Genomic DNA, 21,725 nt, shown 5'->3' on the forward strand with positions numbered 1-21,725 from the left:
TCTCTCCTTCATTCATCATTGGCTAGAACGTTCCCTTGACTGAACATACAAAAAAACCTCCGCCTGCGGACGCGAATCCGGAGCAGAGGGCATGTTTCAGACCCGATCCCGGGTCGTAAAGACCTGGGGCCGGAGCAAACCGCCGCTGCGCTCCTTTTCCGCGAAAGGAACAAGCGTATGAAGTTCGGGCAGGTTTCCTGGCTTCCGGGCTCCTTTCGGCGCTTTCTCGCCTTCCCAACCGGCAATTGCCGGCAAGTGGCTATCAGAGAGAGCTTATCGCCCGGTTACAGTGGCGGGACCGCGCCGGAATCGCACCGGCTTCCCTTTTAACCTGCGAACCAGCGGCTTTCGCCGCCCGCAGGCACCCGAACCTTTATTTAGAACAACGCCGCTTATTGCCCAATCGTTCAGGACAACGGCTATTTTTGCGCAATGTGCTTCATCACTTGCTTCGCTTTTTCAATATCCGGCGCATTTTGCGGAATGAACGCGTACAAGTCTTGGCCGCCCAGGCCCAGATCGGCGAACCATGTCGTCTTCTCGACCGGGATGCCGAATAAGTGCTTTTCGAGCTTGCCGTCCGGATTCCCGTCCACCGGCAGTTCCAGCACTCCGTCCGGGAAGTCTTCCGCCTTCGCCAATTCGTCGAGCGGCACGTATCCACCCTGCTTACCCAAGCCCCGGAATTGATCGCCGGGAAGGATGAGAATACCGTTACCGGCCGCCGCAACCTCAATGATCATCTTCTCGAGCGAAAACATCGGGGAGACCGCGACTGCCACCGTTGGGGCTTCTCCCACTTTAGACACAAGGGCCGCTTCAAGCTTCTCCGCCGCACCGCCCGGCATGCTTGTCGATGACATGATAAAAATCGGCACGTCCGCTTTCGTTCCTCCGCCGCCGCATCCGGCCAGAAGCATAAGGACCAACGCGATGACCAGCCAGCTTCCTTTCCTCAAATCCTTTTCCTCCCATTTGCCGCGTTGCATCAAAACATTCATCTGCTAGGTCTCTATCGACCTATCTTACCATACCCGAAAGGCTTGTATCAAAATATAAGGAATAACGAAAAGAAGCCGTTCAGGAACGGCTTCCACGATGACGATTCATATATTCATTAATTTTAATGTCCAGTTCCATGCTAATCTCGACGACTCGAGGGGAAGTTAACGTATTCCCGCTTTGGACTAACGATTCCAGCTCTTGTCGCAGACGGTAAATTTCATCTTCTAAAGACGTTGCGGATGAGTTTGTTTTCCGTTTACCAAAAATCCACTTGGCATTGCGATCGTTCTCTTGAATCCATACGACGTTCAAATACTGCCGAAGCCGATATTCCGGAAATGCCATCGTTCATCCCTCCCGTTCCCGATCTTTAGACCTATGGATAACAGCTTCATAAAGGATTTATCTATGAAACTTCCATACATCTAACATACCAGTTTTGGAGAAACTTGAAAATGACTATTTTTGTCGAACCTACAACTTTTTCATGAAATTTCCTATTCGATCGATCGCTTCCGTCAATTGACTGACCGAATAGGCGTAGGAACAGCGTAAAAAACCTTCGCCGCCCAGTCCGAACGCAGATCCGGGCACCGCCGCGACCTTCCCCTCGAATAAAAGGCGCTGCGCAAATTCCTCCGAGGTAAGGCCGGTCGCTTGAATCGAAGGAAACGCATAAAACGCTCCTTGCGGCTCATGGCACGGCAAACCGATCTGGCTGAAACCATGCACAACTAACCGCCTGCGCTGATTGTACGACTCCACCATCCGGTCCTTCTCCTCCAGCCCGTGCCGAAGCGCTTCGATGGCCGCCACTTGGCCCATTGACGGCGCGCACATGACGGTGTATTGATGGATTTTCAGCATGGCCGCAATCAAATCGCGGTGTCCGCAAGCATACCCCATCCGCCATCCGGTCATGGCGAAAGCCTTGGAGAACCCGCTAACCAGAATCGTCCGGTCGCGCATGCCGGGTATGGAGGCGAAGCTGACGTGCTTTTTCTCATACGTCAGCTCGGCGTATATTTCGTCCGAGATGACGATAAGATCGTGCTCCTCGACGATTTTGGCGATAGGCAGCCAATCCTCATAGGTCATGATGCCTCCCGTCGGATTGCTGGGGTAGCACAAAATCAGCACTTTAGAGCGAGGCGTGATGGCCGCTTTCAATGCTTCAGGCGTCAGCTTGAACTGATCTTTGGCGAACGTCTCGATCCCTACGGGAATGCCGCCGCCGATTTTCGTAATCGGGCTATACGAAATATAACAAGGCTCCGGGATCAGAATCTCGTCGCCCGGCGTAACCAACACGCGAAGCGCCAGGTCGATCGCTTCGCTGCCGCCGACCGTAACGAGCACCTCGTCCGTCGGTTCGTAAGGGACCTGGAACGAATCGTACAAGTATTCGGCGATAGCTTCGCGCAGCTCCGGCAAGCCGGAATTCGGCGTATATTTGGTGTTTCCCCTCTCCAGCGCATAGACGCATGCTTCTCTGACGTGCCAAGGCGTGCTAAAGTCCGGTTCGCCGACGCCAAGGGAGATGATATCTTTACTGCCGACAGTCAGATCGAAAAACTTGCGGATCCCCGAAGGCGGAATTTCGCGTACAAGCGGAGCAATATAGCTCGACATCGATTTCTTGGTTTGACTTTGACTTTGTTGTTCTATCATCGTTCACGACGTCCTTTACGGTGAGATTAGCAGACGGCTGTCGTCCTGATGATCCTCGAACGAAATCCCGTCCTGTTTATACTTTTTCAAAATAAAATGCGTCTTCGTCGACAGCACGCGATCGATCGGGGACAACTTGTTCGATACGAACGACGCGACTTCCTTGAGCGTCTTGCCTTCAATTTCAACAAGCAAATCGTACGCTCCCGACATCAAGTAAACCGACTTCACTTCCGGATATAAGTTAATACGCTCCGCTATGGCATCGAAACCGCGGCCGCGTTCAGGTGTAATCTGCACTTCGATTAAAGCGGTGACTTTCTCGCTATCCACTTTGGCCCAATTCACGACCGTCGCGTATTTTACGATAACGTTCGCTTCCTCGAGCTCGCGGATCGCCTCCGCCACTTCCGCCTCCGGTGCCGCAAGCATAGTCGCGATCAGGGCTGGTGTGCGGCGAGCGTCTTCCTTCAGCAGCTCAATGATTTTCATTTTGAATTGTTCCATGGACTCATCCTCCTGTTTAAACAAGAAACTATTTCTTCATATTACACCTATCGCACCCGCTTGGCAAAGCAAAAATAGGTGATTCCTCTTCGAGGTTCCGGGCGCAAAAAAAAGGCGTTCAGCTTCATTCCGCTGGACACCTGATATGGGCACTGGTAGGATTGGCGGGCTTGGCCGCTATGAATGAACGGACGACTTCGACGATGCAACGGGCAGCAGCTTACGCATATACATTTCAATCTCCCGGTTACGGTACTCCGGCAATATGGAAAATTCCATCTGCGAAGCGGCGTTATTGTCCGACAGCCGGCCGAGGCCAACTAATCGTTCTTGATCATAAGCGGCGATAATACGCCCGCTTTGACATATCGTTTCATATTCGAAGACCGGAAAGCCGTCGGCTTCTCCCGCCATAGAGTCGATCCATTGACGAAATTGCGCTTCACCCGGAAGCTCGTTATGCAGCGCGATTTTCATTTCGCGATTCTCCTCCCCTGATTCAGGACCGTAACATCCACCTGCTTTATATTGATTATTATACACATTATTGAATAAATATGCAAACTATCTGAATGAAAAATACCCGGCTTCTTAGCCGAGTATCTTTGTATTCGTTTAAAAAATATCCATGCTTAAATAGCGTTCGCCCGTATCAGGAGCTATGCATAACACCCGTTTGCCGGCTCCAAGCCTGCGCGCCACCTGCAACCCGGTCCACACCGACGCCCCTGCCGACGGCCCGACAAGAATGCCCTCGCGCCTGGCGAGCTCGCGCATCGTATGCAGCGCGTCCTCGTCGGATACTTGCACAATCTCGTCGTATACGCTCGTATTCAAGATCGCCGGAACAAAGCCCGGGCTCGTCCCGACCAGCTTGTGCGGCCCCGGCTTGCCTCCGGACAGCACCGGCGAGCCCTTAGGCTCGACGACATAAATCTGGATGTCCGGCAGCTCCTTGCGAAGCGCTTCACCCGTACCGGTAATCGTGCCTCCCGTTCCCGAAGTGGCGACGAACGCATCGAGACGCCCTTCCATCTGCTCGAGAATTTCGAGCGCCGTCGTCACCCGGTGGATGTCCGGGTTCGCGGGGTTTTCAAACTGCTGCGGAATGAAGCTGTCGGGGATTTGCCCGCGAAGCTCCTCGGCCTTCCGGATAGCCCCTGGCATGCGCTCCTCGGCTGGCGTGAGCACAACTTCGGCCCCATAGGCTTTCAGAATATTAATCCGCTCCTTCGACATATTATCCGGCATGATCAATATCGCCCGGTACCCTTTGGCCGCCGCATTCATCGCCAGTCCGATCCCCGTGTTCCCGCTCGTCGGCTCGATAATCGTAGCCCCCGGCTTCAGACGCCCGTCCTTCTCAGCTTGTATAATCAAATTATAAGCGGCCCGGTCCTTCACGCTGCCGCTGGGATTGAAATATTCAAGCTTTACATACAATTCGGCATCGTCTTCGCCTGCCAGCCGCCGAATCCGAACTGCGGGAGTGTCCCCGATCAGCTCGGTGATGCTGTTTACCATTCTTGTTCGCTTCGTCATACCGCGCCGCTCCTTTACTTCCGCTTGCGCCGGGTGCGAACACCCGGGCCTATGGCCTTAATTGTAAAGACCCGGACCGCCCGAGGTCAAGTCGGCCGTTTGTCTGGCCCGCCATCACGCGGCATGCGCCTTGCGCATGAAGTAATAGGCGGCCAGCGGCGAGCTGCCGATGCCGAGCAGCAGCCAGTTCATCACCGCAGGAGAGCTCGCGAAGGAAATGACGGCGATGAACACGGCTGTGCCGAGCAGCCTTCCCGCATTCAGCGCCAGCTCGCGCATAACGATGTACTCCTCGCGAAGCTTCGCGCTCTCCTCTTCTTTGCCGATTAAATCGAAGACGATGGTCGTCATAGGGATGCTGTACAGCGGATAGAAAATCGCGGCCCCTATTCCAAAAATCAGCAGCGTCGTGAAGCTTACCTTCCAGAAGAAAGGCAAAATGATCAGAACCAGCATCACAACGCCGATCAGCATGGCCATTCGCCGAAATCTTGGCTTCAACAGACGCCCTGCCAGCATGAAGAACACCAGCGAGACGGCCGAGGAAATGAGCGCGAAATTGCCGAGCTTCATCTCGTTGCCCGTATGCACATACACGAGCAGCGCAATCATGAAGCCGAACACGCCCTCGCGGCAGCCTTGAGCGACAAGCGCGGCGCTGACCGTGCGCCATGCGGTATCCTTTTGCCTTAAACATCGCCATGTCAGCATCCATTCATAAGTGCCGGTCGTCTTCCGCTTTTTCAGAAAAAAGCTGACGATCACGCCGACGACAAAGACGACCAGCGACAGCGTAAAAATAAACCGGTATCCGCTGACGGCGCCCATGCGTACGATCAACATACCGGAAAGCCACGGGGCAATCATCCCGACGCCCGACCCGATGAGGCCGACCCAGCCGTTGAACCGGTCACGACTGTCGGGATCCGTCACTTCGAAATAAACGACATTGAACGCAAGCCAAAAAAAGCCCGCGGCGAGCCCCTGCGTTACGCCGAGCAGCACGAAATATTCAGCTGCGCTTTCGCCGAACCACAGCACAATCAAGTAGAACAGCGCGGAAACCGCCACGCCGGCACGCAGACAATTCATCTTGTTATGTTCCTTCACCCATTTACCCGAGATCCAGAACGTCAGCGCCATCGTCAAATGATGAATCAGCGTAAACCAACCGATCAGCGTGAAATCTTGCTTCGCCTTCCACAAGTACACGTTAACGAACGTCCCGGATAAAGCGTTGCCTGCCGCAAAAAAACCGCTTACCGCAAGCAGCAGTCTGGACTGTGCGGAGAGCGGCTCGCCTTTCTTCAGGACGGATTTGCGGCCGCCCCGCTTTCCTTCCTCTTCATGTTCCCCCCGCACCTCACGCCATTCGTGCCGGTCTTTCCCGTCTTGCAGCAAGCCCGTCCTGCCATGGTGCGAATCATGTTTCGATCCGGTGTACATGCCCTCACCCTCTCTTTGGAGTGTGTAAGCTTTAGCTTCCCCAATCGGCCGGAAAGCATGACCTGAAGCAAAAAAAGAAATCCTCCGCCGGCGGCCCAGCTTCGGATTCCCTTTTTTTGTACATCGTTGCTATCGAATTTACGCCTTCCCGTGCTGCTTGAGCAGCTCGATCATCGCCACGCGATCCTTCTCCGCCAATACATGCTCAACCTTGAAGCATGACGGGCAAACGTATACCTGGCTCGCATGCGAAGCGGAAAGCAGCGGTTTCTTGATCGCCTGATGAACGAACGGTACGAACGAATCCGGCGACGTCCGGGTGCCCGCGAGCAGCATAAAGCTTTGACAGGACGTGCACTCGGGCGCTTCCTCTTGATGGTCCAGCAGCCGCTGCACGCCTTCCTCATATTCGTCGTCCATGGCTTCCAGCTCGGCCTCGTCCATATCGTCGTATTCTTCGTCTTCATCCTCGTCAAACTGGATCGATTGTCCTGTCTGCTTGACCGTTAATTGAATGCTGCGGTAATCGCCCAAGTCATTATAGCAATGCGGACACGAAGTCTCCGGTCCGATCTCGGGATCCCATACAATTTCGGTTTGGCACCAAGGGCAAAACAAATCTTCCGCTTGCGACAATCGTCATACCTCCTCGGGTGACCGGCCTCGGGTCCATGCTCCATATCGCCGGGCCACTCTCTTCATGCATATTTAATAAAATAGTAAACGCCCGCGCCCAAAAACACAAGCGCAAGCGCAAACAAGGTCCCCCATAAATACTTCAATCTCCGCACCTCTCCCTCAGGGCTTGTTCATCTTCTACGGTGTCTGCAAGCCGGTGCCCTTAGGTCACGCTCGCGCCGATCACATACGAGAGCGAGATGGAAAGAATCATCGAGAGAAAGCCGACCGCGCGATTATCCTTTTGGATTTGTTCGTCGATTTTGAAGTAGGGCGTCAAAAACTCAAAAATAAAATAGGCTGCAAGCAGCAATACAAAACCGTATCCCGCCCAAATCAGCGAGTGCAGTACGGAATCGTTGTTAAGAATCGCAAACCGGAACAAGTTGCATATGCCGAAAATTTTACCGCCCGTCGCCATCGCAACCGCCACATTGCCGTTCTTGATTTCTTCCCAATCCTTGTATTTCGTAACCAACTCGAAAACCGCCAAGAAGACGACGAGCGCCAATACGGCGACCGAAAAAAACGCCAAGGTTTCCACATACGGATTTCCCATCAAACGATCCACCTCTTCATTCATCATGATCGATTGCCCCTGCCTCTCCCTGCATATGGTTGCTCACATCCGAGAACAGCCGAAGAGACTGAAGGCGATTAACCTTCAGTCTCGTCCATATCGTCTTATTCCGATTGTTTCTTGGCAGCCAGTTTGGCACGCAAAGCGGCTAACTCGTCTTCGACGCCGTCGTTCTTGCCAAGCGCATCAAGCTCGTCGTCCAAGCTTTTGTTTTTGCCGCGCAGCTCATTGCTCGCTTCGGCTTCCGCTTCAAGCTGAAGCACCTTCTCGCTCATACGGTCGAAGCCTTTGGCCGCATTATCGGTACCGAAGCCGGACATCGCCTGGTTGATTTGCTTCTGCGCTTTAGCCGCTTCCGCCCGGGCCACCAGCACTTCCTTCTTGCTCTTCAACTTGCCGAATTCATCTTTCATTTCGGCCAGCTGGCCGCGAAGGCGATCTGCATTCGCTTTGGCCGTATCGAACTGCGCTTTCATTTCGTCGTAACGCGCCTGATGCTCCTTCTTGTCCTGAAGCGCGCGGCGGGCCAAATCTTCGTTGCCGGATTCAAGCGCCTTGAGCGCCTGCTCTTCGCGCTTTTGCACCATTTCCAGCGCTTCCTCATACTGCTGCTTGAACTTTTTCTCAATCGCGATTTGCTTCGCGACTGCGGTTTCCGCCTCGAGGATGTCCTCTTCCATATCGCGGAGGAACTGGTTCAGCATTTTCACCGGATCTTCGGCCTTGTCAAGCAAGTCGTTAATCGAAGCCATCGTCAAATCGCGCAATCGTTTAAAAATCCCCATCTTTACCTAACATCCTCTCAAATTATTATTTATGTGGAAGACAAGCCTGCAGACCCTTCAACCTGAACATCGATGTTTACACTTCTTTATTACGAAAGCAAGAGGCTTTTCGTTTCAGAGGATCGCAGAAAAAATTCGATATGCGCGTTCGACTCGGGACTATTTCAGTTCGGCAACGGTTACTCCGGCCCCGCCCTCATTGTAATTGCCCATGCGGTAGCTTTTCACATGCTTGTGCTTGCGTAAATATTCTTGCACCCCGGAACGCAGAACGCCGGTTCCTTTGCCGTGAATGATATAGACCTGGCCGAAATTCGCCAAATACGATTCGTCGAGAAATCTGTCGATTTCCACAATCGCCTCCTCGACATTCGCGCCCCGCAGATCAAGCTCCATCTTCGCGTTGTCGTCGCGCGTCCGCTTCAGGCTTGACGTTGCCTTCGGCTGCTGGGGCTTCGGCTGCGCGGAAGCCGCTTTAATCAGCTCAACGTCAGCTTTATTCACCTTCAGCTTGAGAATGCCGAGCTGTACCGAAACCTCATGCTCGCCCACGATCTCGACGACATGACCCTTCTGCCCGACCGTGGTCACGAGCACCTCGTCGCCCGGCTCCAGGCGATCCGGCTTCTTCTTCGCCGATTTGACCGCGTGTTTGGCCTTCAACTCCGGCACGGCGTCGTTCATTTTACGCTTCAGCTCGCTGATCTTGTGATCCTTAACGCCCCCGGCCTCCTCGCGCTGCAGGCGGCGCAGCTCGGCAATGACTTCCTCGGCTTCGCGCCGGGCTTTAGCTACCGCCTCCCGCGCTTCGCGTTCGGCGCGCTCGAGCATCTTGTCGCGCTGTTCTTCAAACTTCTGCCGTTCGCGCTTCAGCTCCTCGCGGAGCGTCTCGACTTCGTTGCGCAGCTGTGCCGCCGTCGTCCGCTCGGCTTCAGCCTGCAGCGTGTTCTCCTCGAGCGTGGCAATCATCGATTCAACCCGCTGCTCTTCCTCGCCCACTTGACCGCGGGCGCTCTCGATGATGGCGCGCGGCAGGCCAAGCCGCTCGGCAATCGCGAACGCGTTGCTTCGTCCGGGCACGCCGATCAGCAGCCGGTAAGTCGGCCGCAGCGTCTGCACGTCGAACTCCATGCTGGCGTTAATGACGCCTGGACGGTCGTACGCGTACGCCTTCAACTCGCTGTAATGCGTCGTGGCGATAATCCGGCAGCCCATCCGGTGCATGAAATCAAGAATCGAGATGGCGAGGGCAGAGCCTTCCGCAGGATCCGTGCCGGCGCCGAGCTCGTCGAGGAGCACCAGGCTTTTTGGCGTCATTTCTTTCAGAATCCGGATAATATTCGTCATGTGGCTGGAGAACGTACTGAGGTTTTGCTCGATGCTTTGCTCGTCGCCAATATCGGCGTAAATGGCGTCGAAGACGCACAATTGACTGCCCTCTTCGGCCGGAACGAACAGTCCCGACATCGCCATCAGCGACAGCAGACCGACCGTTTTCAACGAGACGGTCTTACCGCCTGTATTCGGGCCGGTAACGATGATGGAAGAATATTTATTGCCGATTTCCACGTCGATCGGTACGACTTGCTCGCTCGCGATGAGCGGGTGCCGGCCGCGCTTCAGCTTGATGAAGCCGCGGTCGTTCAAAATCGGCAGCGTCGCTTTCATCTCCCGGGCGAGTCCCGCTTTGGCGAAAATAAAATCGAGCTCGGCCAGCGCCTCGACATTGACGAGCAGCGTATCCGCGGCTTCGGCGACGAGCACCGTCAGCATGCGCAATATTTTTTCGACTTCGATTTCTTCCTTGAGCTTCAGCTCGCGGACGCGGTTATTCATCTGTACGACGGCTTCCGGCTCAATAAACAACGTGGCGCCCGACGCCGACTGATCATGGATCATTCCGCCAAAATGACTGCGGTATTCCTGCTTCACCGGGATGACATACCGGTCATTGCGGATCGTGACCAGGTTGTCCTGCAGCATTTTTTGAATCGAGGGGGTACGCACCATCTGCTCCAGACGCTCCCGCGCCTTCGATTCGCTGCCCCGCAGCTCATGACGGATCCGCGCCAGCTCCGGACTTGCGCTATCGACCACGTTCGCATTCTCGTCGATACATTGGCGGATGCGGTCTTCCATCGGCTTATGATCGGTTAGCTGTCCAATAAGCTCCATTAATGACGGGATCGCGTAATCGTCGTTTACGTCGCTTAAGAAGCGTCCCAGCCGCCTGCCGCCCTGACTCGTCATCGCGACGTCGAGCAGCTCCGACGGGTTCAGAACGCCGCCGATGCGCGCGCGATGCAAGGCGTTCCGAATATTCCGAATACCGCCGAACGGCGCCGCGCCCTTGAGACGGTCGGCATTGACCGCTTCGTCGGTCGCTTGAAGCCTTTTTTTCACCTCGGAAAACAGTCCGCTAGGCACCGTCTCCAGCACCCGTTCTTGTCCGAGCGAGGTTGAAGCATGGTTGGCGCACCGTTCCAAGACGGAGTGATAGTCCAGCGTATTCAATATTTTTTCATTATACGATTTCGTAGGTTTCATCAGTTTCCCCATGGGTCCCTGCCTTTCTGGCTTAACCATTTACACCTGCTATTATATCCAACTTGCGGAACCAAAGCGAATGATTTTCCCTTCACCTTCCATTCATACCGGCCGGGGTTCAAGGCAACCCTAAATGTTGCACCGGATGAGCATGCTGCACAATAAGTTCCGCTAAGGAGGAATGAGTCTGATGTATCTGTTAGGTCATCTAGTCCGATTTATTGTCTCCGCTCTTATGCTGCTCGTAGTAAGCTGGATCGTTCCCGGCTTCACTGTCGGAGGATTCTGGAGCGCGTTCTTCTTGGCCCTGGTCATCGCTGTCGCCGCCTGGGTTATCGAAGGCGTGTTCGGCAAGCGAATTACGCCGTTCGGCCGGGGTATCGTCGGTTTTCTCGTGAGCGCACTCGTCATTTGGCTCGCCCAGTTTATTGTCGGCGGCGTTTCGACAAGCATTGTCGGCGCGATTCTGGCCGCCCTTGTGGTCGGGATTATCGATTTGTTCATTCCGGTCAAAACGCCGTTCGAACATGGCATTTCAGGACGGGAAGACGCCAAGTAACAACAAACAACCACGGTTCATCCCAGCCGCGAACGAACCGTTTCCCGCGGTGCGGCTGGGTTTTTCACTTGCCCGGGCTACTTCACGATCTGTTCATATTGTTGTCACCCGCCCGACACAGCCAAAAGTCCCTCTTCGAGTTACACTTACTTTACGGGATGCAGCAATGCCCGGACATGTAAATGAGACGGAGGGATTACAAATGAGAATCAAGATGAATATGAATAAATGGATCGTAACGTTAGCGGCATTCGCCCTTATGCTTTCCTTAGCGGCATGCGGGGCGAAGGAAGCCCCTAAAGCGGCAGAGCAGCCGCCAGCTTCGACAGGAGCTTCCAGCTCAAGCTCCTCGGCTCAGCAAGTGAAGCTGGTCGCCACCAATTTCCAATTCGATCAGAAGGAATACAAGGTGAAACAAGGCCAAGACGTCACCTTTACGCTGGAAAACAAAGAAGGCATGCACGGCATCTCGATCAACGGTTTGAATGTGAAGCTGGATAACGGGTCGAAGACGGCTACCGTGAAGGCCGACAAAGCCGGCACCTATGATATTATTTGCACCGTTCCTTGCGGGCAGGGCCACATCTCCATGAAATCAAAATTGATCGTCGAATAAATCGAATATACCGCAGAAGCGTCCTTTCTCGAAAGGGACGCTTTTTTTATGAAGTAACTTTTCCTTATGCGATTTATCAGGAAATATAATTTCCCCTCTGTACCAGCGGCTGTTATAATAATAAAAAATCGGCAAAGGAGCGGACAGGATGGTAAATTTGGCAAGCTTGAAGGGAAAAACGGCGATTGTTACAGGAGCAGGAACAGGACTTGGACGGGCTACGGCGATAACGTTGGCGGCCGCGGGCGTTACCGTCGTATTGTGCGGCCGGCGACTCGGTAAAATCGAAGCGGTCGCCGCCGAAATTGCAGCCAGCGGCGGCTCGGCCTTGGCCGTACAGGCCGACGTCAGCCAAGAAGCCGATGTAAATAGGCTTGTTCGCACAGCCGTGGAACGATTCGGTACGATTCATATTCTGATTAATAACGCCGCCGTTTACGAAACCGGACAAGTGATTGATACGGAGCTCTCGGCTTGGAACGAACAGATCAGCGTCAACCTCACCGGAGCCTTCCTGATGACGCGCGCCGTGCTGCCGACGATGCGCAAGCAAAAAGGCGGGCACATCATCAACATCACCTCTTCGCTCGCTACCAACGGAGCGGGCGGCTTCGCCGCATACAGCGCCAGCAAAGCCGGGCTCGAGTCGCTGACCCGGACAACGGCCGAGGAAGAAAGCAGCTACCGGATTCTGGCGAACCTGTTCAATCCAGGCACGATCAAGTCCGAAATGCACGCCACCGGTAAAGACCCGCACCTCGTCGCCCCGGATATCGCTGCTCTGGCTGCGCTAAGCAACCCCGGCTTCACCGGGAGGCTGGTCGAAGCGGGAACGGTGTTGGAATAAGGCGCATAGCGCGAAAGCGGGGAGCCGAAGGCGGAACGCGAAGGCGAGAAGGCTGGCTCGGTGGCCGCAGCGGCGGGACGCGATGACAGGGCCGCGATCGCGGAACCAGATGCGTTATCCACGTTTTTGTTTTGGCGTTTGGTATAATAGCGGAACTTGGGGCGGCTGCGGTCGCATTTTCACCTCTCTGCAGCGTTTGTAGCGAAATTCCCCCGTATAAGAGACCACAGTTCCGCTTTTGCCCGAATGGGTGCTGAAAGTTGAGAATCAAGGTACCCGTGTTCCGCTATTTTTGGAAAGTATGCCAAAAAGGACTCCTTGCGGAGTCCCTGACGGTGAACACAATTTGGTCACTGCTCTGAACCTTATGAATCTCGGGTCTACCCTCATTGAACACTATGCAGTACGGATACTACAATAACGTCTCTGCGGCACATCCCCTCGCTTCTAGTCGGATTCAACAACAACTTCCCCGGCATTGCTCGTTAGAACCTCCAACGGAACCACACCTCTCTCGCTTTCACCGTCGAAGTCTAATATGAACCGTTCATCTCGAAAATATACGCCGCTCGTCAAACCTATTTTGCATGATGGCCTGTGGGCGAACGTCGGACATCTCATAGATGCAGGTCGCAGCGGCATGGCAAGCGCTGTACAAGTTACGCTTTCACCCGCTCCGAGCGGTTCTCCCACATTTCCTGCAGCTTGTCGGTCACGACGGGCGTATGCTCCAACATATACGGGGCTGTCATCGACGTTTGGAGCAAGCGCTGCGCCGTATCGTTAGGAAAGACCGTCATGACGTGTACGGCGATCAACGCGATCAGCCCCGCTTCCACGAACCCGAGCGCGGCGCCGCTCCACTTGTTTACCGTCTTGATGCCCGGTGCGGCGGCCAGCCAGTTCAGCAGCCTTCCGGCTACGCTGAAGCCGAGCTTGACGCCAAACAGCAGAATGCCGAAAGCCAGCGCGTTGTAGACATACGTATCGAGATGCAGGCCTTCCGCCAAAAACGCGTACTTGCGGTACGTCTCATGCTCCGACAAGTTCAACAGGCTGCGAATCCACGGGGCCGTGTCGTCATAAAAAGCAAACGCCGCGACATAGGCCAGAAACAAACCGACAAACGAAACGAGTTGCCCGACGAAACCGCGGGCGTAACCGAGCACGGTTCCGGCGGCAACGACCGCCAGAACCGCGTAATCCAAGCCATTCATCGGCTGCATGCTAATCTTTCTCCACAAGTTCGATCCACTCGTTATATTCGACCTGCAGCTTCTCGTATTCCGATTTCAGCGATTCCAGCTCGCGGAACACCCGTTCGGCCTTCTCCTGCTGCGCGTCATACTCGGCTTGCAGCGCTTGGTGCTGCCCGATTTGGAGCTTCAGCTCCTCTTGCAGCTCATTGTACAGCTCCACCTGCAAGCTAAGTTCACGCTGCTGTGAGACGAACTCTTTCTGCAATTGACCGGCCTGCGAAACCGCAGCTTCCAGTTCGTTAATCCGCGAGGCTTGCGAGGCAAGACGGGCAGTCAGGACGTTGTGCTCTTCGAGCGACGTTTTTTGCTTCGCTTCCCAGGCCGCGCATTGTTCCTGCAGGGCGCGACTGAATTCTTGGGCGCCCAACACTTCCTTCTGCGCGTCGATCAAGCGGCGTTCCCGTTCTTCAAGCTGACGCTCGAGCTCGGCAAGCCGCGTTCGAAGCTGTTCATTCTCTTGGGTGCTCGAAGACTCCTGCTCCGCGAGCCGTTGAACCATCTCTTGATACTTCTTCTGGAGCTCGTCATACAGCTCCTGCACCAGCCCAAGCTCCTCCTGCTTGCCCTGCAGCAAGGTACGCAGCTCGTCCGCTTGTGACGCCTGGATTTCGCTCCGCCGCTGCCACTGGCTGCTGCTCTCCTGCAGCTGCAGGTTATACGCCTGCTGCTGCCCGAGCTGCCGCTCCAGCTCCTGGCCGCGCTGCTCCCGCTCCGCGAGCTCCTGCTGCAGCTCCGCTGCCCGGGCCGCCCGCGCCTCCAGCTCCACTCGCGCACGAGCCTCCGCCTCGGCCAGCTCGCTCACACGGCGCTGCTCCAGCGCCTCCAGCTCGCGGGCATGCTCCGCGCGCAGCGCTGCCTCCGCTTCCGCCAGCTCCCGTATGCGCGCAGCTTCCGCCTCAAGCGCCTGACGCAGCTCCGCTTCTCGCGTTACGCTGTCTTCGCGCTGACCGGCCAGCTCGGCTTCGAGCACGCCGTACAGCTCAAGCTGCAGCTCGAGCTCCTCCGCCTGCTCCCGCTGAGCCGAACGCAGCGCCTCCAGCTCCGCCTGCAGCCCATCCGCACGCTGCTGCTGCTCGCGGCATTGCTCGAGCTGCTCGCCAAGCTGCACCTGCAGCCGGCGGTGCTGCTCTTGCTGCTCGCGCAGCTCCTCTGCCCTGCGCTGCTCGGCCGCTTCGAGCGCGCGAGCGGTCTCCGCTTCGCACTCCGCCAGCCGCGCGTCAGCCGCCGCCGCCTGCTCGGCCGCTTCCCGTCCAAGCTCCGCAATGCGGCGCTCCAGCTCCGCTTCGCGCTCCGCCAGCCGCGCGTCAGCCGCCGCTGCCTGCTCGGCCGCTTCCCGTCCAAGCTCCGCGATGCGGCGCTCCAGCTCCGCTTCGCGCTCCGCCAGACGCGCATCGGCTGCCGCTGCCTGCTCGGCCGCTTCCCGTCCAAGCTCCGCGATGCGGCGCTCCAGCTCCGCTTCGCGCTCCGCCAGACGCGCATCGGCTGCCGCTGCCTGCTCGGCCGCTTCCTGCTTCAGCTCGGCTTGGCGCGCTGCCTCCGCTTCGAGCGCAAGCCGCGCGCGCTCTTCCGAGGCGGCCAGCTGCGCTTTCAGCTCCGCTTCACGCGAGCTGCTTTGCTCCAGCAGCTCGTCATAGAGCGCCACCTGCAGCTCCACTTCCTGCTGCCTGCCGCCGAGCTGCTCCTGCAGCTGATCCAGCTGCTCACTCAGCTCGGCGTACTGCCGCTCGCCCGTCGCGACGCGCTCAGCAAGAAGCTCCCGCTCAGCGGACAAGCCGCTCAAGCGAAGCTCCAACGCAGCACGCGACTCTTCGCCTTCGCGCAGCCGCAACGCGAGCTGCTCCGCTTCGCGTGACTGCTCGGCCGTAAGCTCCTCCAGCTCGCGCAGCCGCGCCGCCAGCGTCTCGCGCTCTCCTTGCGCTTCACCCAAACGGCGCTCCAGCTCGGCGCGCTGCCGCTCGCAGTCAGCGATCTGCTGCGCAGCTTGCTCCGCTTTGCGCAATTGCTCCGCATGCTCCAGCTCCAGCGCCGCCAAGCTTTCCGCCAGACGGCTGCGCTGCGATTGCTCTTCGCCGAGACGCAGCCGCAGTTCCTCGCGCAGGCGCTCGCTTTCCTGCAGCAGCTGCCCCAGACGCTCCGTCTCGCGAGCCTGCTCCGCGCTGCGTCCTTCGAACTCGCGCGCACGCTCCAGCGCTTCGGCCATCTGCACTTCGAGCTGGGTCAGCCGTTCCTCCCGGATGCGCAGCAGCTCGGTTTTCTCGGTCAGCTCCGTTTCAGCGACTTCGTACAAAGCGCCCAGCTCCTCGACCTGCCCCTGCAGCTCGACTTGCTTCCCTTCGAACGCCGCTTTAACGGCAAGCAGCTCATCGCGTTCCGCCGACAACGACCGCAGCCGCTCGCGATCGGCGTCAACCGTCTGTTGAAGCTCCCCATGCTTATCCGTTAAAGCCACCAGCTCGCCCTGCACCCTCGCAAGCTCCCGCTGCTGTTCCTGCGCAGCTTCGACCTCCTGCTGCATGCGGGTCCATTCGTCCGCCATATTGACGGCCGCAAGAACGGCGATTTTGGGCAGATCCAGACGCGGACTGCCGGCGGCGATGCGGTGCATTTGGTCGTTCACGACGGCAACGACGCGTTTTATATAGGAAGGGCTGGATTTGGATACTAATTTATATTGGGAGCCATAGATGTCGACGGTCATCCGTACTTTATCTTCACCGTTCACGAAGCCGTTCCCCTTTCACACAAAAAATTCTCCGTATCCTGAATTATTCGATACGGAGAATTGCTTTTCCTGCTAGGAGTTAATACGTTTTGTCGGTCAAAAGCAGCCTTCGTTATTTACGCAATTCCGCGCCGTAGGAAGCTTCCAGCGCCGCCACGACGCGGACGTGCAGCTCGCTGACTTCCTCGTCGGTCAGCGTCCGCTCAGGCGTCCGGTAGACGAGCGATATCGCAACGCTCTTCTTCGACGAGTCGATCCGGTCGCCTGTGTAAATATCGAACACCTGAATCGATTCGAGCCAATCGCCGGCCGTAGCTTGCGCCGTTGCGATCAGATCGCCGACGGCGACAGCGCGGTCCACCACGAGCGCCATATCGCGAGTAATCGCCGGGAACCGGGGCAGTTGGCGGTACGTAAACCGTTCGCCGGCCAGCTTCGCGAGCGTCTCCAGCTCCACTTCGAGCACATACGTGTCGGCGAGATCTTTGGCCTGCTGCAGCGCGGGGTGAAGCTGACCGATCGTACCGATCACCCGGCAAACGCCGTCTTCCTCCACTTCGATCGAAGCGGTACGTCCCGGATGGAAGCCTTCCGGCTTAGCAGCGACGTAACGAATGCCCTCGATGCCCAAGTACGACACAACGCGCTCAAACACACCCTTCAGGTCGAAAAAGTCGACATTGCCCGGCTTTCCGGTCCAATGCAGCTCGCTGCGCTTGCCGGTCATCAGCGCGGACAGCAGCAGCTTCTCTTCCGGAAGCTTGCTCAGCGACGACTCGCTGCTCAAGAAGACGCGTCCGATCTCAAACAGCGCCACGTCGTCGATGTTCCGGTTGCGGTTATACAAGGCCGCATCGATCAAATGCGGCACAAGGCTCGTGCGCAGCACGCTGCGCTCCTCGCTCATCGGCATCGCCAGCGCCACCGGCTGCGCATCCCGGTAAGCCCCGGCGAACGATGCGATTTGCTCCGGATGCGTGAACGAATACGTGATCGCCTCATGCAGCCCGCTGCCCGTCATTAAGCGGCGGACTGTCCGGCGTATCGCTTGTTCTTTCGTCAAGGCGCCAGGCGTCGTCTCCGTGTTCATCAGCGTCGTCGGGATGTTGTCGTACCCGTGCAGACGGGCCACTTCTTCAATCAAATCGACGGTGCGGGTAATGTCTCCGCGACGGCTCGGCACATGAACAAGCAGCCCGTCCTGCTCCAGCGGCTCGAACGTGAAGTTCAGCCGTCGGAAGATCGATGTCACTTCGTCCATCGTCAAGCTCGTCCCCAGGTAACTGTTAATGCGGCCGAGCGTGATTTCGATTTGCACCGGACGATGCTCGCGCGCCACAGCTTCGACGATACCGGAGGCCACCTGACCGCCCGCAAGCTCGGCCATGAGCGCTGCGGCCCGGTTTAACGCCGGAATAACCGCTTCCGGGTTCACTTCCTTCTCGAAGCGCAGCGAGGCTTCCGAACGCAGGCCCAGCTGACGCGACGTCTTGCGGATCGTGCCGCCGTCGAACTTCGCGGATTCGAGCAGGATGCGCGTCGTGCCCTCCGACACCTCGGAATTCGCGCCGCCCATCACGCCCGCGAGTCCGACCGGCTTCGTACCGTCCGTAATCAGCAGCATATGCGGCTCGAGCGTCCGCTCCACGTCGTCCAGCGTCACCAGCTTCTCGCCTTCGCGCGCGAAGCGGACGTCGATGTGCCCGTTCGCCAGACGGTCGGCGTCAAACGCATGCAGCGGTTGGCCGTATTCCAGCATCACGTAGTTCGTGACGTCGACAATGTTGCTGATCGGGCGGATGCCCGCCGCCATGAGGCGGTTTTGCAGCCAGAGCGGGGAAGGCCCGATCTTCACGCCTTCAATCAGCCGCGCCGCATAATGCGAGCAGGCGTCCTTGGCCGTAATTTCGACCGAAATACGATCGGATGCTGTAACGGGCGACTCCGTATCCTGCAGACCGGACGCGCTATCCGGGGTCTTGACGTCGCGACCGAGAATCGCTCCGATTTCATAAGCCGCGCCCAGCATGCTTAAAGCATCGGACCGATTCGGCGTCAAGTCGAGGTCCATCACCTCGTCATTAATCGCCAGCACTTCCAGAATGTCCGCGCCGATCGGCGTATCCGCCGGCAGCACGAGAATGCCTTCTTGAATTTCCTTCGGCAGCAGCTTGTCGTTAAGACCGAGCTCTTTCGCCGAGCAGATCATGCCCTGCGACTCGACGCCGCGCAGCTTCGCGCGTTTAATAACGAGACCGTCCGGCAGCTTCGCGCCGACGATGGCGACGGGCACCTTTTGCCCCGCGTCCACATTTTTCGCTCCGCATACGATTTGCAGCTCCTCGGCTTGGCCGACGTCCACCTTACAAACGCTCAGCTTGTCGGCATCCGGGTGCTTTTCGCGGGATTTCACGTAACCGACCACGACGCCGGTCACGCCTTTGTTCCGGTTTTCCACGATATCGACTTCAATGCCGCTGCGCGTCAGCTTCTCGGCGAGCTCGTTCGCCGTATAACCGCTTACGTCGACATATTGAGATAACCATTGGTAAGATACTTTCACCTAGTCCACGCTCCTCTCTCTTACAAGTGGACGAACTGCTTCAAGAATCGCAGATCGTTCGTATAGAAATGACGAATGTCTTCAATGTCGTACTTCAGCATCGCGATCCGCTCGACCCCGAGGCCGAACGCAAAGCCGCTGTACTCCTCCGGATCGTACCCGGCCATCTCCAGCACGCGCGGATGCACCATACCGGAGCCGAGAATTTCCAGCCATCCGGTATGTTTGCACACGCGGCAGCCGTGTCCGCCGCACATGGCGCAGGTGACGTCCACCTCGGCGCTCGGCTCCGTGAACGGGAAGAAGCTCGGGCGCATCCGGATTTGCGTTTGCTTGCCGAACAGCTCCCGCATGAACTGGAGCAGCGTCCCTTTGAGATCGCTCATGCGGATGTTGCGGTCGATGACCAGCCCTTCGATTTGCGTAAACATGTGCGAATGCGTCGCATCGTCGTCGTCGCGCCGGTAGACGCGGCCCGGACAAATGATTTTGATCGGCACATGGCCCTTCATCTTCTCGAGCGTACGCACCTGAACCGGAGACGTATGGGTCCGCATCAAAATTTCTTCCGTCACGTAGAACGAATCCTGCATGTCGCGCGCCGGATGGTTTTTCGGCAGGTTGAGCGCTTCAAAGTTGTAGTAATCCTGCTCCACTTCCGGCCCTTCCGCGACCGTATAGCCCATCCCGATGAAAATGTCTTCGATTTCCTCGATCACCTTGCTGATCGGATGCACCGCCCCGCGTGCAACCGGACGTCCCGGCAGCGTCACGTCGATCGTCTCGGCTGCCAGCCGCGCCTCGGTTTCCGCCCGGTTGTACTCGGCCTGCTTCGCCTCGATCACGTCCTCGATAGCCCCGCGCACCTCGTTGGCCACCTGCCCGATGAGCGGGCGCTCCTCCGCGCTCAACGCTCCCATCCCGCGCAGCACTTCGGTCAGCGGACCTTTCTTGCCCAAATATTTGATCCGCAGATCGTTCAACTGCTGCTGGTTCTGCACGCCCGCCAGCTCGCCGAGCGCCTCGTCCTTCAACTGCAACAAACGTTCTTTCATCGTGATCTTACCCTCCTTAAGTGTTGTACGAATGCTCCATATCCACGCCACGCAAAAAAGGCCTCCCCGTCCCGGATAAGGGACGAAAAAGCCGTGGTACCACCCTTGTTAGAAAGCTGCGACGCCGCACTTGAACAGGGCGACTCGAAGCGCTTCTCACTTCGTTGAACATAACGGTTCGTAAACCGGTGACCCTCTACTTGCCGCAGCGATAGCTTTCGCGGTTTCAAGGGACTGCTCGGGAGCGAACTTCGGCAGCCTGATTCTTTCGGACCCGCTCTCAATCTCCGGCGGGGCCTCCCTGTGAAGAAGCACTGCTTACTTGTCTCCGTCCACGCATTTGACGGTATGGATTTAACAAGTATTATATGCAAATGGGCCTGCAGATGCAAGGGCGTCCGCCCTTCCGGTCCGGTTCGGCGGTTTGGAATCCGAAGGGGCTGTGGTATAATTCATGGATAATCATGCTAGCAGATGACGAAAAAGTGGGGTCCTTCATGTTAACCTTCGAACAAAAATTGTCCGTGATCGAATCGTTCCCCGAACTGACGCGTAAAGACGTGTCGCTCGGGCGCATTAATTTTCATTATGAAGAAAGCGGCTACGACAAGAAAATCGTCGTCTATCACCTGCACCCGAACGGCAACGGCTTCGTCTATGCCGGTCATACGGCGGACTATGCGACGGACGAGCGCGGTCTCGTGAACATCCGCGACTACTCGGCCGAGGAACTGCGCAAGCTGATTCGGGCGTCGATCCAATCGCTCGCCCCGAAGACATCCGCCGAGCAAGCCGTCAGCGGCGATGCGGCGGAGGAAGAACGCTGGCACGGGCCGAACGGCCAGACGCTGCTGCTCATTCACGAGGACGAGCTGTGGTACCTGTACGCCGGCTTGAATCTGGAATCCGCCTTCGAAACGTATGAAGAAGCGGCCCGGTATTTGCAAGAGGAAGGCTTCAAGCGCCCGTAATGGGTGCGGAAGAACCTCTGTGAACGCGAACACCGCGGACACTCGGACTTGAACTTGAACTTGAATTTGAATTTGAACAAAGCAATCGGATTGGAGTGCAAACGAACCATGCTTACAGGACAGCAGCGCAGTCACATTCGCCCGGGGCTCGAGGTCGATATCGTGCTGAAGCAAGACCAGCGGACCGGCAAGACGACCCGCGGGATCGTCAAGGACATTCTCACGAACTCTCCGACGCATCCGCACGGCATTAAAGTCCGGCTGCAGGACGGCCAGGTCGGTCGCGTGAAAGCCATTATCGGCGCCGCTAATTCTTAACGGACGAACACCCCCGTATCCTGCCGGAGCCGGGGGTGTTCGTCTGTTATAGAG

At 57.0% G+C, this 21,725-nt stretch carries 20 protein-coding genes and 1 riboswitch; of the genes, 5 read left to right on the forward strand and 15 right to left on the reverse strand.

Going from position 1 to position 21,725, the window contains the following annotated elements; all coding sequences use genetic code 11:
* Positions 1–170 precede the first annotated feature (170 nt).
* Positions 171–384: riboswitch (cobalamin riboswitch) on the reverse strand.
* 35 nt (positions 385–419) lie between these two features.
* The 11 genes from JMF85_RS25840 to JMF85_RS25890 all read right to left on the reverse strand — a co-directional run bounded on the left by JMF85_RS25840 (position 420) and on the right by JMF85_RS25890 (position 10,761).
* Positions 420–959, reverse strand: coding sequence for a hypothetical protein (locus JMF85_RS25840; RefSeq protein ID WP_236596002.1), 540 nt, complete (start codon positions 957–959; stop codon positions 420–422).
* A gap of 121 nt (positions 960–1,080) precedes the next feature.
* Complete coding sequence (locus JMF85_RS25845; RefSeq protein WP_054798132.1) at positions 1,081–1,350, reverse strand: aspartyl-phosphate phosphatase Spo0E family protein; 270 nt, start codon at positions 1,348–1,350, stop codon at positions 1,081–1,083.
* A 129-nt stretch (positions 1,351–1,479) separates the two neighbouring features.
* On the reverse strand, positions 1,480–2,676 hold the full coding sequence (locus JMF85_RS25850) for an aminotransferase class I/II-fold pyridoxal phosphate-dependent enzyme (RefSeq protein WP_127608241.1): 1,197 nt from the start codon (positions 2,674–2,676) through the stop codon (positions 1,480–1,482).
* Positions 2,677–2,691: 15 nt separating this feature from the next.
* Positions 2,692–3,183 (reverse strand): Lrp/AsnC family transcriptional regulator, encoded by a 492-nt coding sequence (locus tag JMF85_RS25855; RefSeq protein WP_054798133.1) that lies wholly within the window; start codon positions 3,181–3,183, stop codon positions 2,692–2,694.
* 177 nt (positions 3,184–3,360) lie between these two features.
* Positions 3,361–3,660: a hypothetical protein gene (locus tag JMF85_RS25860; protein ID WP_054798134.1), complete on the reverse strand. Its 300-nt coding sequence runs from the start codon at positions 3,658–3,660 to the stop codon at positions 3,361–3,363.
* Between the two features lie 138 nt (positions 3,661–3,798).
* Positions 3,799–4,725 (reverse strand): cysteine synthase A, encoded by a 927-nt coding sequence (gene cysK / locus JMF85_RS25865; protein ID WP_127608242.1) that lies wholly within the window; start codon positions 4,723–4,725, stop codon positions 3,799–3,801.
* A 114-nt stretch (positions 4,726–4,839) separates the two neighbouring features.
* The gene (locus JMF85_RS25870) at positions 4,840–6,171 is read right to left on the reverse strand and encodes an MFS transporter (RefSeq protein WP_127608243.1); all 1,332 of its coding nucleotides are present in this window, start codon (positions 6,169–6,171) and stop codon (positions 4,840–4,842) included.
* 138 nt (positions 6,172–6,309) lie between these two features.
* Positions 6,310–6,807: a hypothetical protein gene (locus JMF85_RS25875; RefSeq protein WP_054798136.1), complete on the reverse strand. Its 498-nt coding sequence runs from the start codon at positions 6,805–6,807 to the stop codon at positions 6,310–6,312.
* Positions 6,808–7,012: 205 nt separating this feature from the next.
* Positions 7,013–7,432, reverse strand: a complete 420-nt coding sequence (locus JMF85_RS25880; protein ID WP_127608268.1) for a DUF350 domain-containing protein — start codon at positions 7,430–7,432, stop codon at positions 7,013–7,015.
* A gap of 101 nt (positions 7,433–7,533) precedes the next feature.
* Positions 7,534–8,214, reverse strand: coding sequence for a PspA/IM30 family protein (locus JMF85_RS25885; RefSeq protein ID WP_141334982.1), 681 nt, complete (start codon positions 8,212–8,214; stop codon positions 7,534–7,536).
* 159 nt (positions 8,215–8,373) lie between these two features.
* Positions 8,374–10,761 (reverse strand): endonuclease MutS2, encoded by a 2,388-nt coding sequence (locus tag JMF85_RS25890; protein WP_127608246.1) that lies wholly within the window; start codon positions 10,759–10,761, stop codon positions 8,374–8,376.
* Between the two features lie 190 nt (positions 10,762–10,951).
* Between JMF85_RS25890 and JMF85_RS25895 the strand changes: the two genes are divergently transcribed.
* The 3 genes from JMF85_RS25895 (at position 10,952) to JMF85_RS25905 (ending at position 12,783) form a co-directional block, all read left to right on the forward strand.
* A complete protein-coding gene (locus JMF85_RS25895; RefSeq protein WP_054798137.1) occupies positions 10,952–11,320 on the forward strand; it encodes a phage holin family protein in 369 nt (122 codons plus the stop codon).
* Positions 11,321–11,522: 202 nt separating this feature from the next.
* Entirely contained in the window at positions 11,523–11,936 is a 414-nt protein-coding gene (locus JMF85_RS25900; RefSeq protein ID WP_230876053.1) for a cupredoxin domain-containing protein, read from the forward strand.
* 148 nt (positions 11,937–12,084) lie between these two features.
* Complete coding sequence (locus tag JMF85_RS25905; RefSeq protein WP_054798138.1) at positions 12,085–12,783, forward strand: SDR family NAD(P)-dependent oxidoreductase; 699 nt, start codon at positions 12,085–12,087, stop codon at positions 12,781–12,783.
* Between the two features lie 659 nt (positions 12,784–13,442).
* Here JMF85_RS25905 and JMF85_RS25910 read toward each other — a convergent pair.
* The 4 genes from JMF85_RS25910 to pheS form a co-directional block, all read right to left on the reverse strand.
* Positions 13,443–14,009: a CvpA family protein gene (locus tag JMF85_RS25910; RefSeq protein WP_054798139.1), complete on the reverse strand. Its 567-nt coding sequence runs from the start codon at positions 14,007–14,009 to the stop codon at positions 13,443–13,445.
* Position 14,010: 1 nt separating this feature from the next.
* The gene (gene zapA, locus JMF85_RS25915; protein ID WP_201319241.1) at positions 14,011–16,764 is read right to left on the reverse strand and encodes a cell division protein ZapA; all 2,754 of its coding nucleotides are present in this window, start codon (positions 16,762–16,764) and stop codon (positions 14,011–14,013) included.
* A 112-nt stretch (positions 16,765–16,876) separates the two neighbouring features.
* Complete coding sequence (pheT, locus tag JMF85_RS25920; RefSeq protein WP_127608248.1) at positions 16,877–19,327, reverse strand: phenylalanine--tRNA ligase subunit beta; 2,451 nt, start codon at positions 19,325–19,327, stop codon at positions 16,877–16,879.
* A gap of 20 nt (positions 19,328–19,347) precedes the next feature.
* Positions 19,348–20,382: a phenylalanine--tRNA ligase subunit alpha gene (pheS, locus tag JMF85_RS25925; RefSeq protein WP_127608249.1), complete on the reverse strand. Its 1,035-nt coding sequence runs from the start codon at positions 20,380–20,382 to the stop codon at positions 19,348–19,350.
* A gap of 497 nt (positions 20,383–20,879) precedes the next feature.
* Here pheS and JMF85_RS25930 point away from each other — a divergent pair, with 497 nt between their 5' ends.
* Both JMF85_RS25930 and JMF85_RS25935 read left to right on the forward strand, forming a co-directional pair.
* Positions 20,880–21,353: a hypothetical protein gene (locus JMF85_RS25930; protein WP_054798279.1), complete on the forward strand. Its 474-nt coding sequence runs from the start codon at positions 20,880–20,882 to the stop codon at positions 21,351–21,353.
* Between the two features lie 108 nt (positions 21,354–21,461).
* The gene (locus tag JMF85_RS25935) at positions 21,462–21,671 is read left to right on the forward strand and encodes a YwbE family protein (protein ID WP_054798278.1); all 210 of its coding nucleotides are present in this window, start codon (positions 21,462–21,464) and stop codon (positions 21,669–21,671) included.
* Positions 21,672–21,725 lie beyond the last annotated feature (54 nt).

It is taken from the genome of Paenibacillus sp. EPM92, from assembly GCF_016586185.1.
In the GTDB taxonomy this organism is placed as follows: Bacteria; Bacillota; Bacilli; order Paenibacillales; family NBRC-103111; genus Paenibacillus_G; species Paenibacillus_G validus.

What these genes read in the sequence shown, in the direction of transcription:
- JMF85_RS25845 (WP_054798132.1), bottom strand. Translation starts at nt 1,350, where the DNA reads ATGGCATTTCCGGAATATCGGCTTCGGCAGTATTTGAACGTCGTATGG.
- JMF85_RS25850 (WP_127608241.1), bottom strand. Translation starts at nt 2,676, where the DNA reads ATGATAGAACAACAAAGTCAAAGTCAAACCAAGAAATCGATGTCGAGC.
- JMF85_RS25855 (WP_054798133.1), bottom strand. Translation starts at nt 3,183, where the DNA reads ATGGAACAATTCAAAATGAAAATCATTGAGCTGCTGAAGGAAGACGCT.
- JMF85_RS25860 (WP_054798134.1), bottom strand. Translation starts at nt 3,660, where the DNA reads ATGAAAATCGCGCTGCATAACGAGCTTCCGGGTGAAGCGCAATTTCGT.
- cysK (WP_127608242.1), bottom strand. Translation starts at nt 4,725, where the DNA reads ATGACGAAGCGAACAAGAATGGTAAACAGCATCACCGAGCTGATCGGG.
- JMF85_RS25870 (WP_127608243.1), bottom strand. Translation starts at nt 6,171, where the DNA reads ATGTACACCGGATCGAAACATGATTCGCACCATGGCAGGACGGGCTTG.
- JMF85_RS25880 (WP_127608268.1), bottom strand. Translation starts at nt 7,432, where the DNA reads ATGAATGAAGAGGTGGATCGTTTGATGGGAAATCCGTATGTGGAAACC.
- JMF85_RS25885 (WP_141334982.1), bottom strand. Translation starts at nt 8,214, where the DNA reads ATGGGGATTTTTAAACGATTGCGCGATTTGACGATGGCTTCGATTAAC.
- JMF85_RS25890 (WP_127608246.1), bottom strand. Translation starts at nt 10,761, where the DNA reads ATGAAACCTACGAAATCGTATAATGAAAAAATATTGAATACGCTGGAC.
- JMF85_RS25895 (WP_054798137.1), top strand. Translation starts at nt 10,952, where the DNA reads ATGTATCTGTTAGGTCATCTAGTCCGATTTATTGTCTCCGCTCTTATG.
- JMF85_RS25900 (WP_230876053.1), top strand. Translation starts at nt 11,523, where the DNA reads ATGAGAATCAAGATGAATATGAATAAATGGATCGTAACGTTAGCGGCA.
- JMF85_RS25905 (WP_054798138.1), top strand. Translation starts at nt 12,085, where the DNA reads ATGGTAAATTTGGCAAGCTTGAAGGGAAAAACGGCGATTGTTACAGGA.
- JMF85_RS25910 (WP_054798139.1), bottom strand. Translation starts at nt 14,009, where the DNA reads ATGCAGCCGATGAATGGCTTGGATTACGCGGTTCTGGCGGTCGTTGCC.
- pheS (WP_127608249.1), bottom strand. Translation starts at nt 20,382, where the DNA reads ATGAAAGAACGTTTGTTGCAGTTGAAGGACGAGGCGCTCGGCGAGCTG.
- JMF85_RS25930 (WP_054798279.1), top strand. Translation starts at nt 20,880, where the DNA reads ATGTTAACCTTCGAACAAAAATTGTCCGTGATCGAATCGTTCCCCGAA.
- JMF85_RS25935 (WP_054798278.1), top strand. Translation starts at nt 21,462, where the DNA reads ATGCTTACAGGACAGCAGCGCAGTCACATTCGCCCGGGGCTCGAGGTC.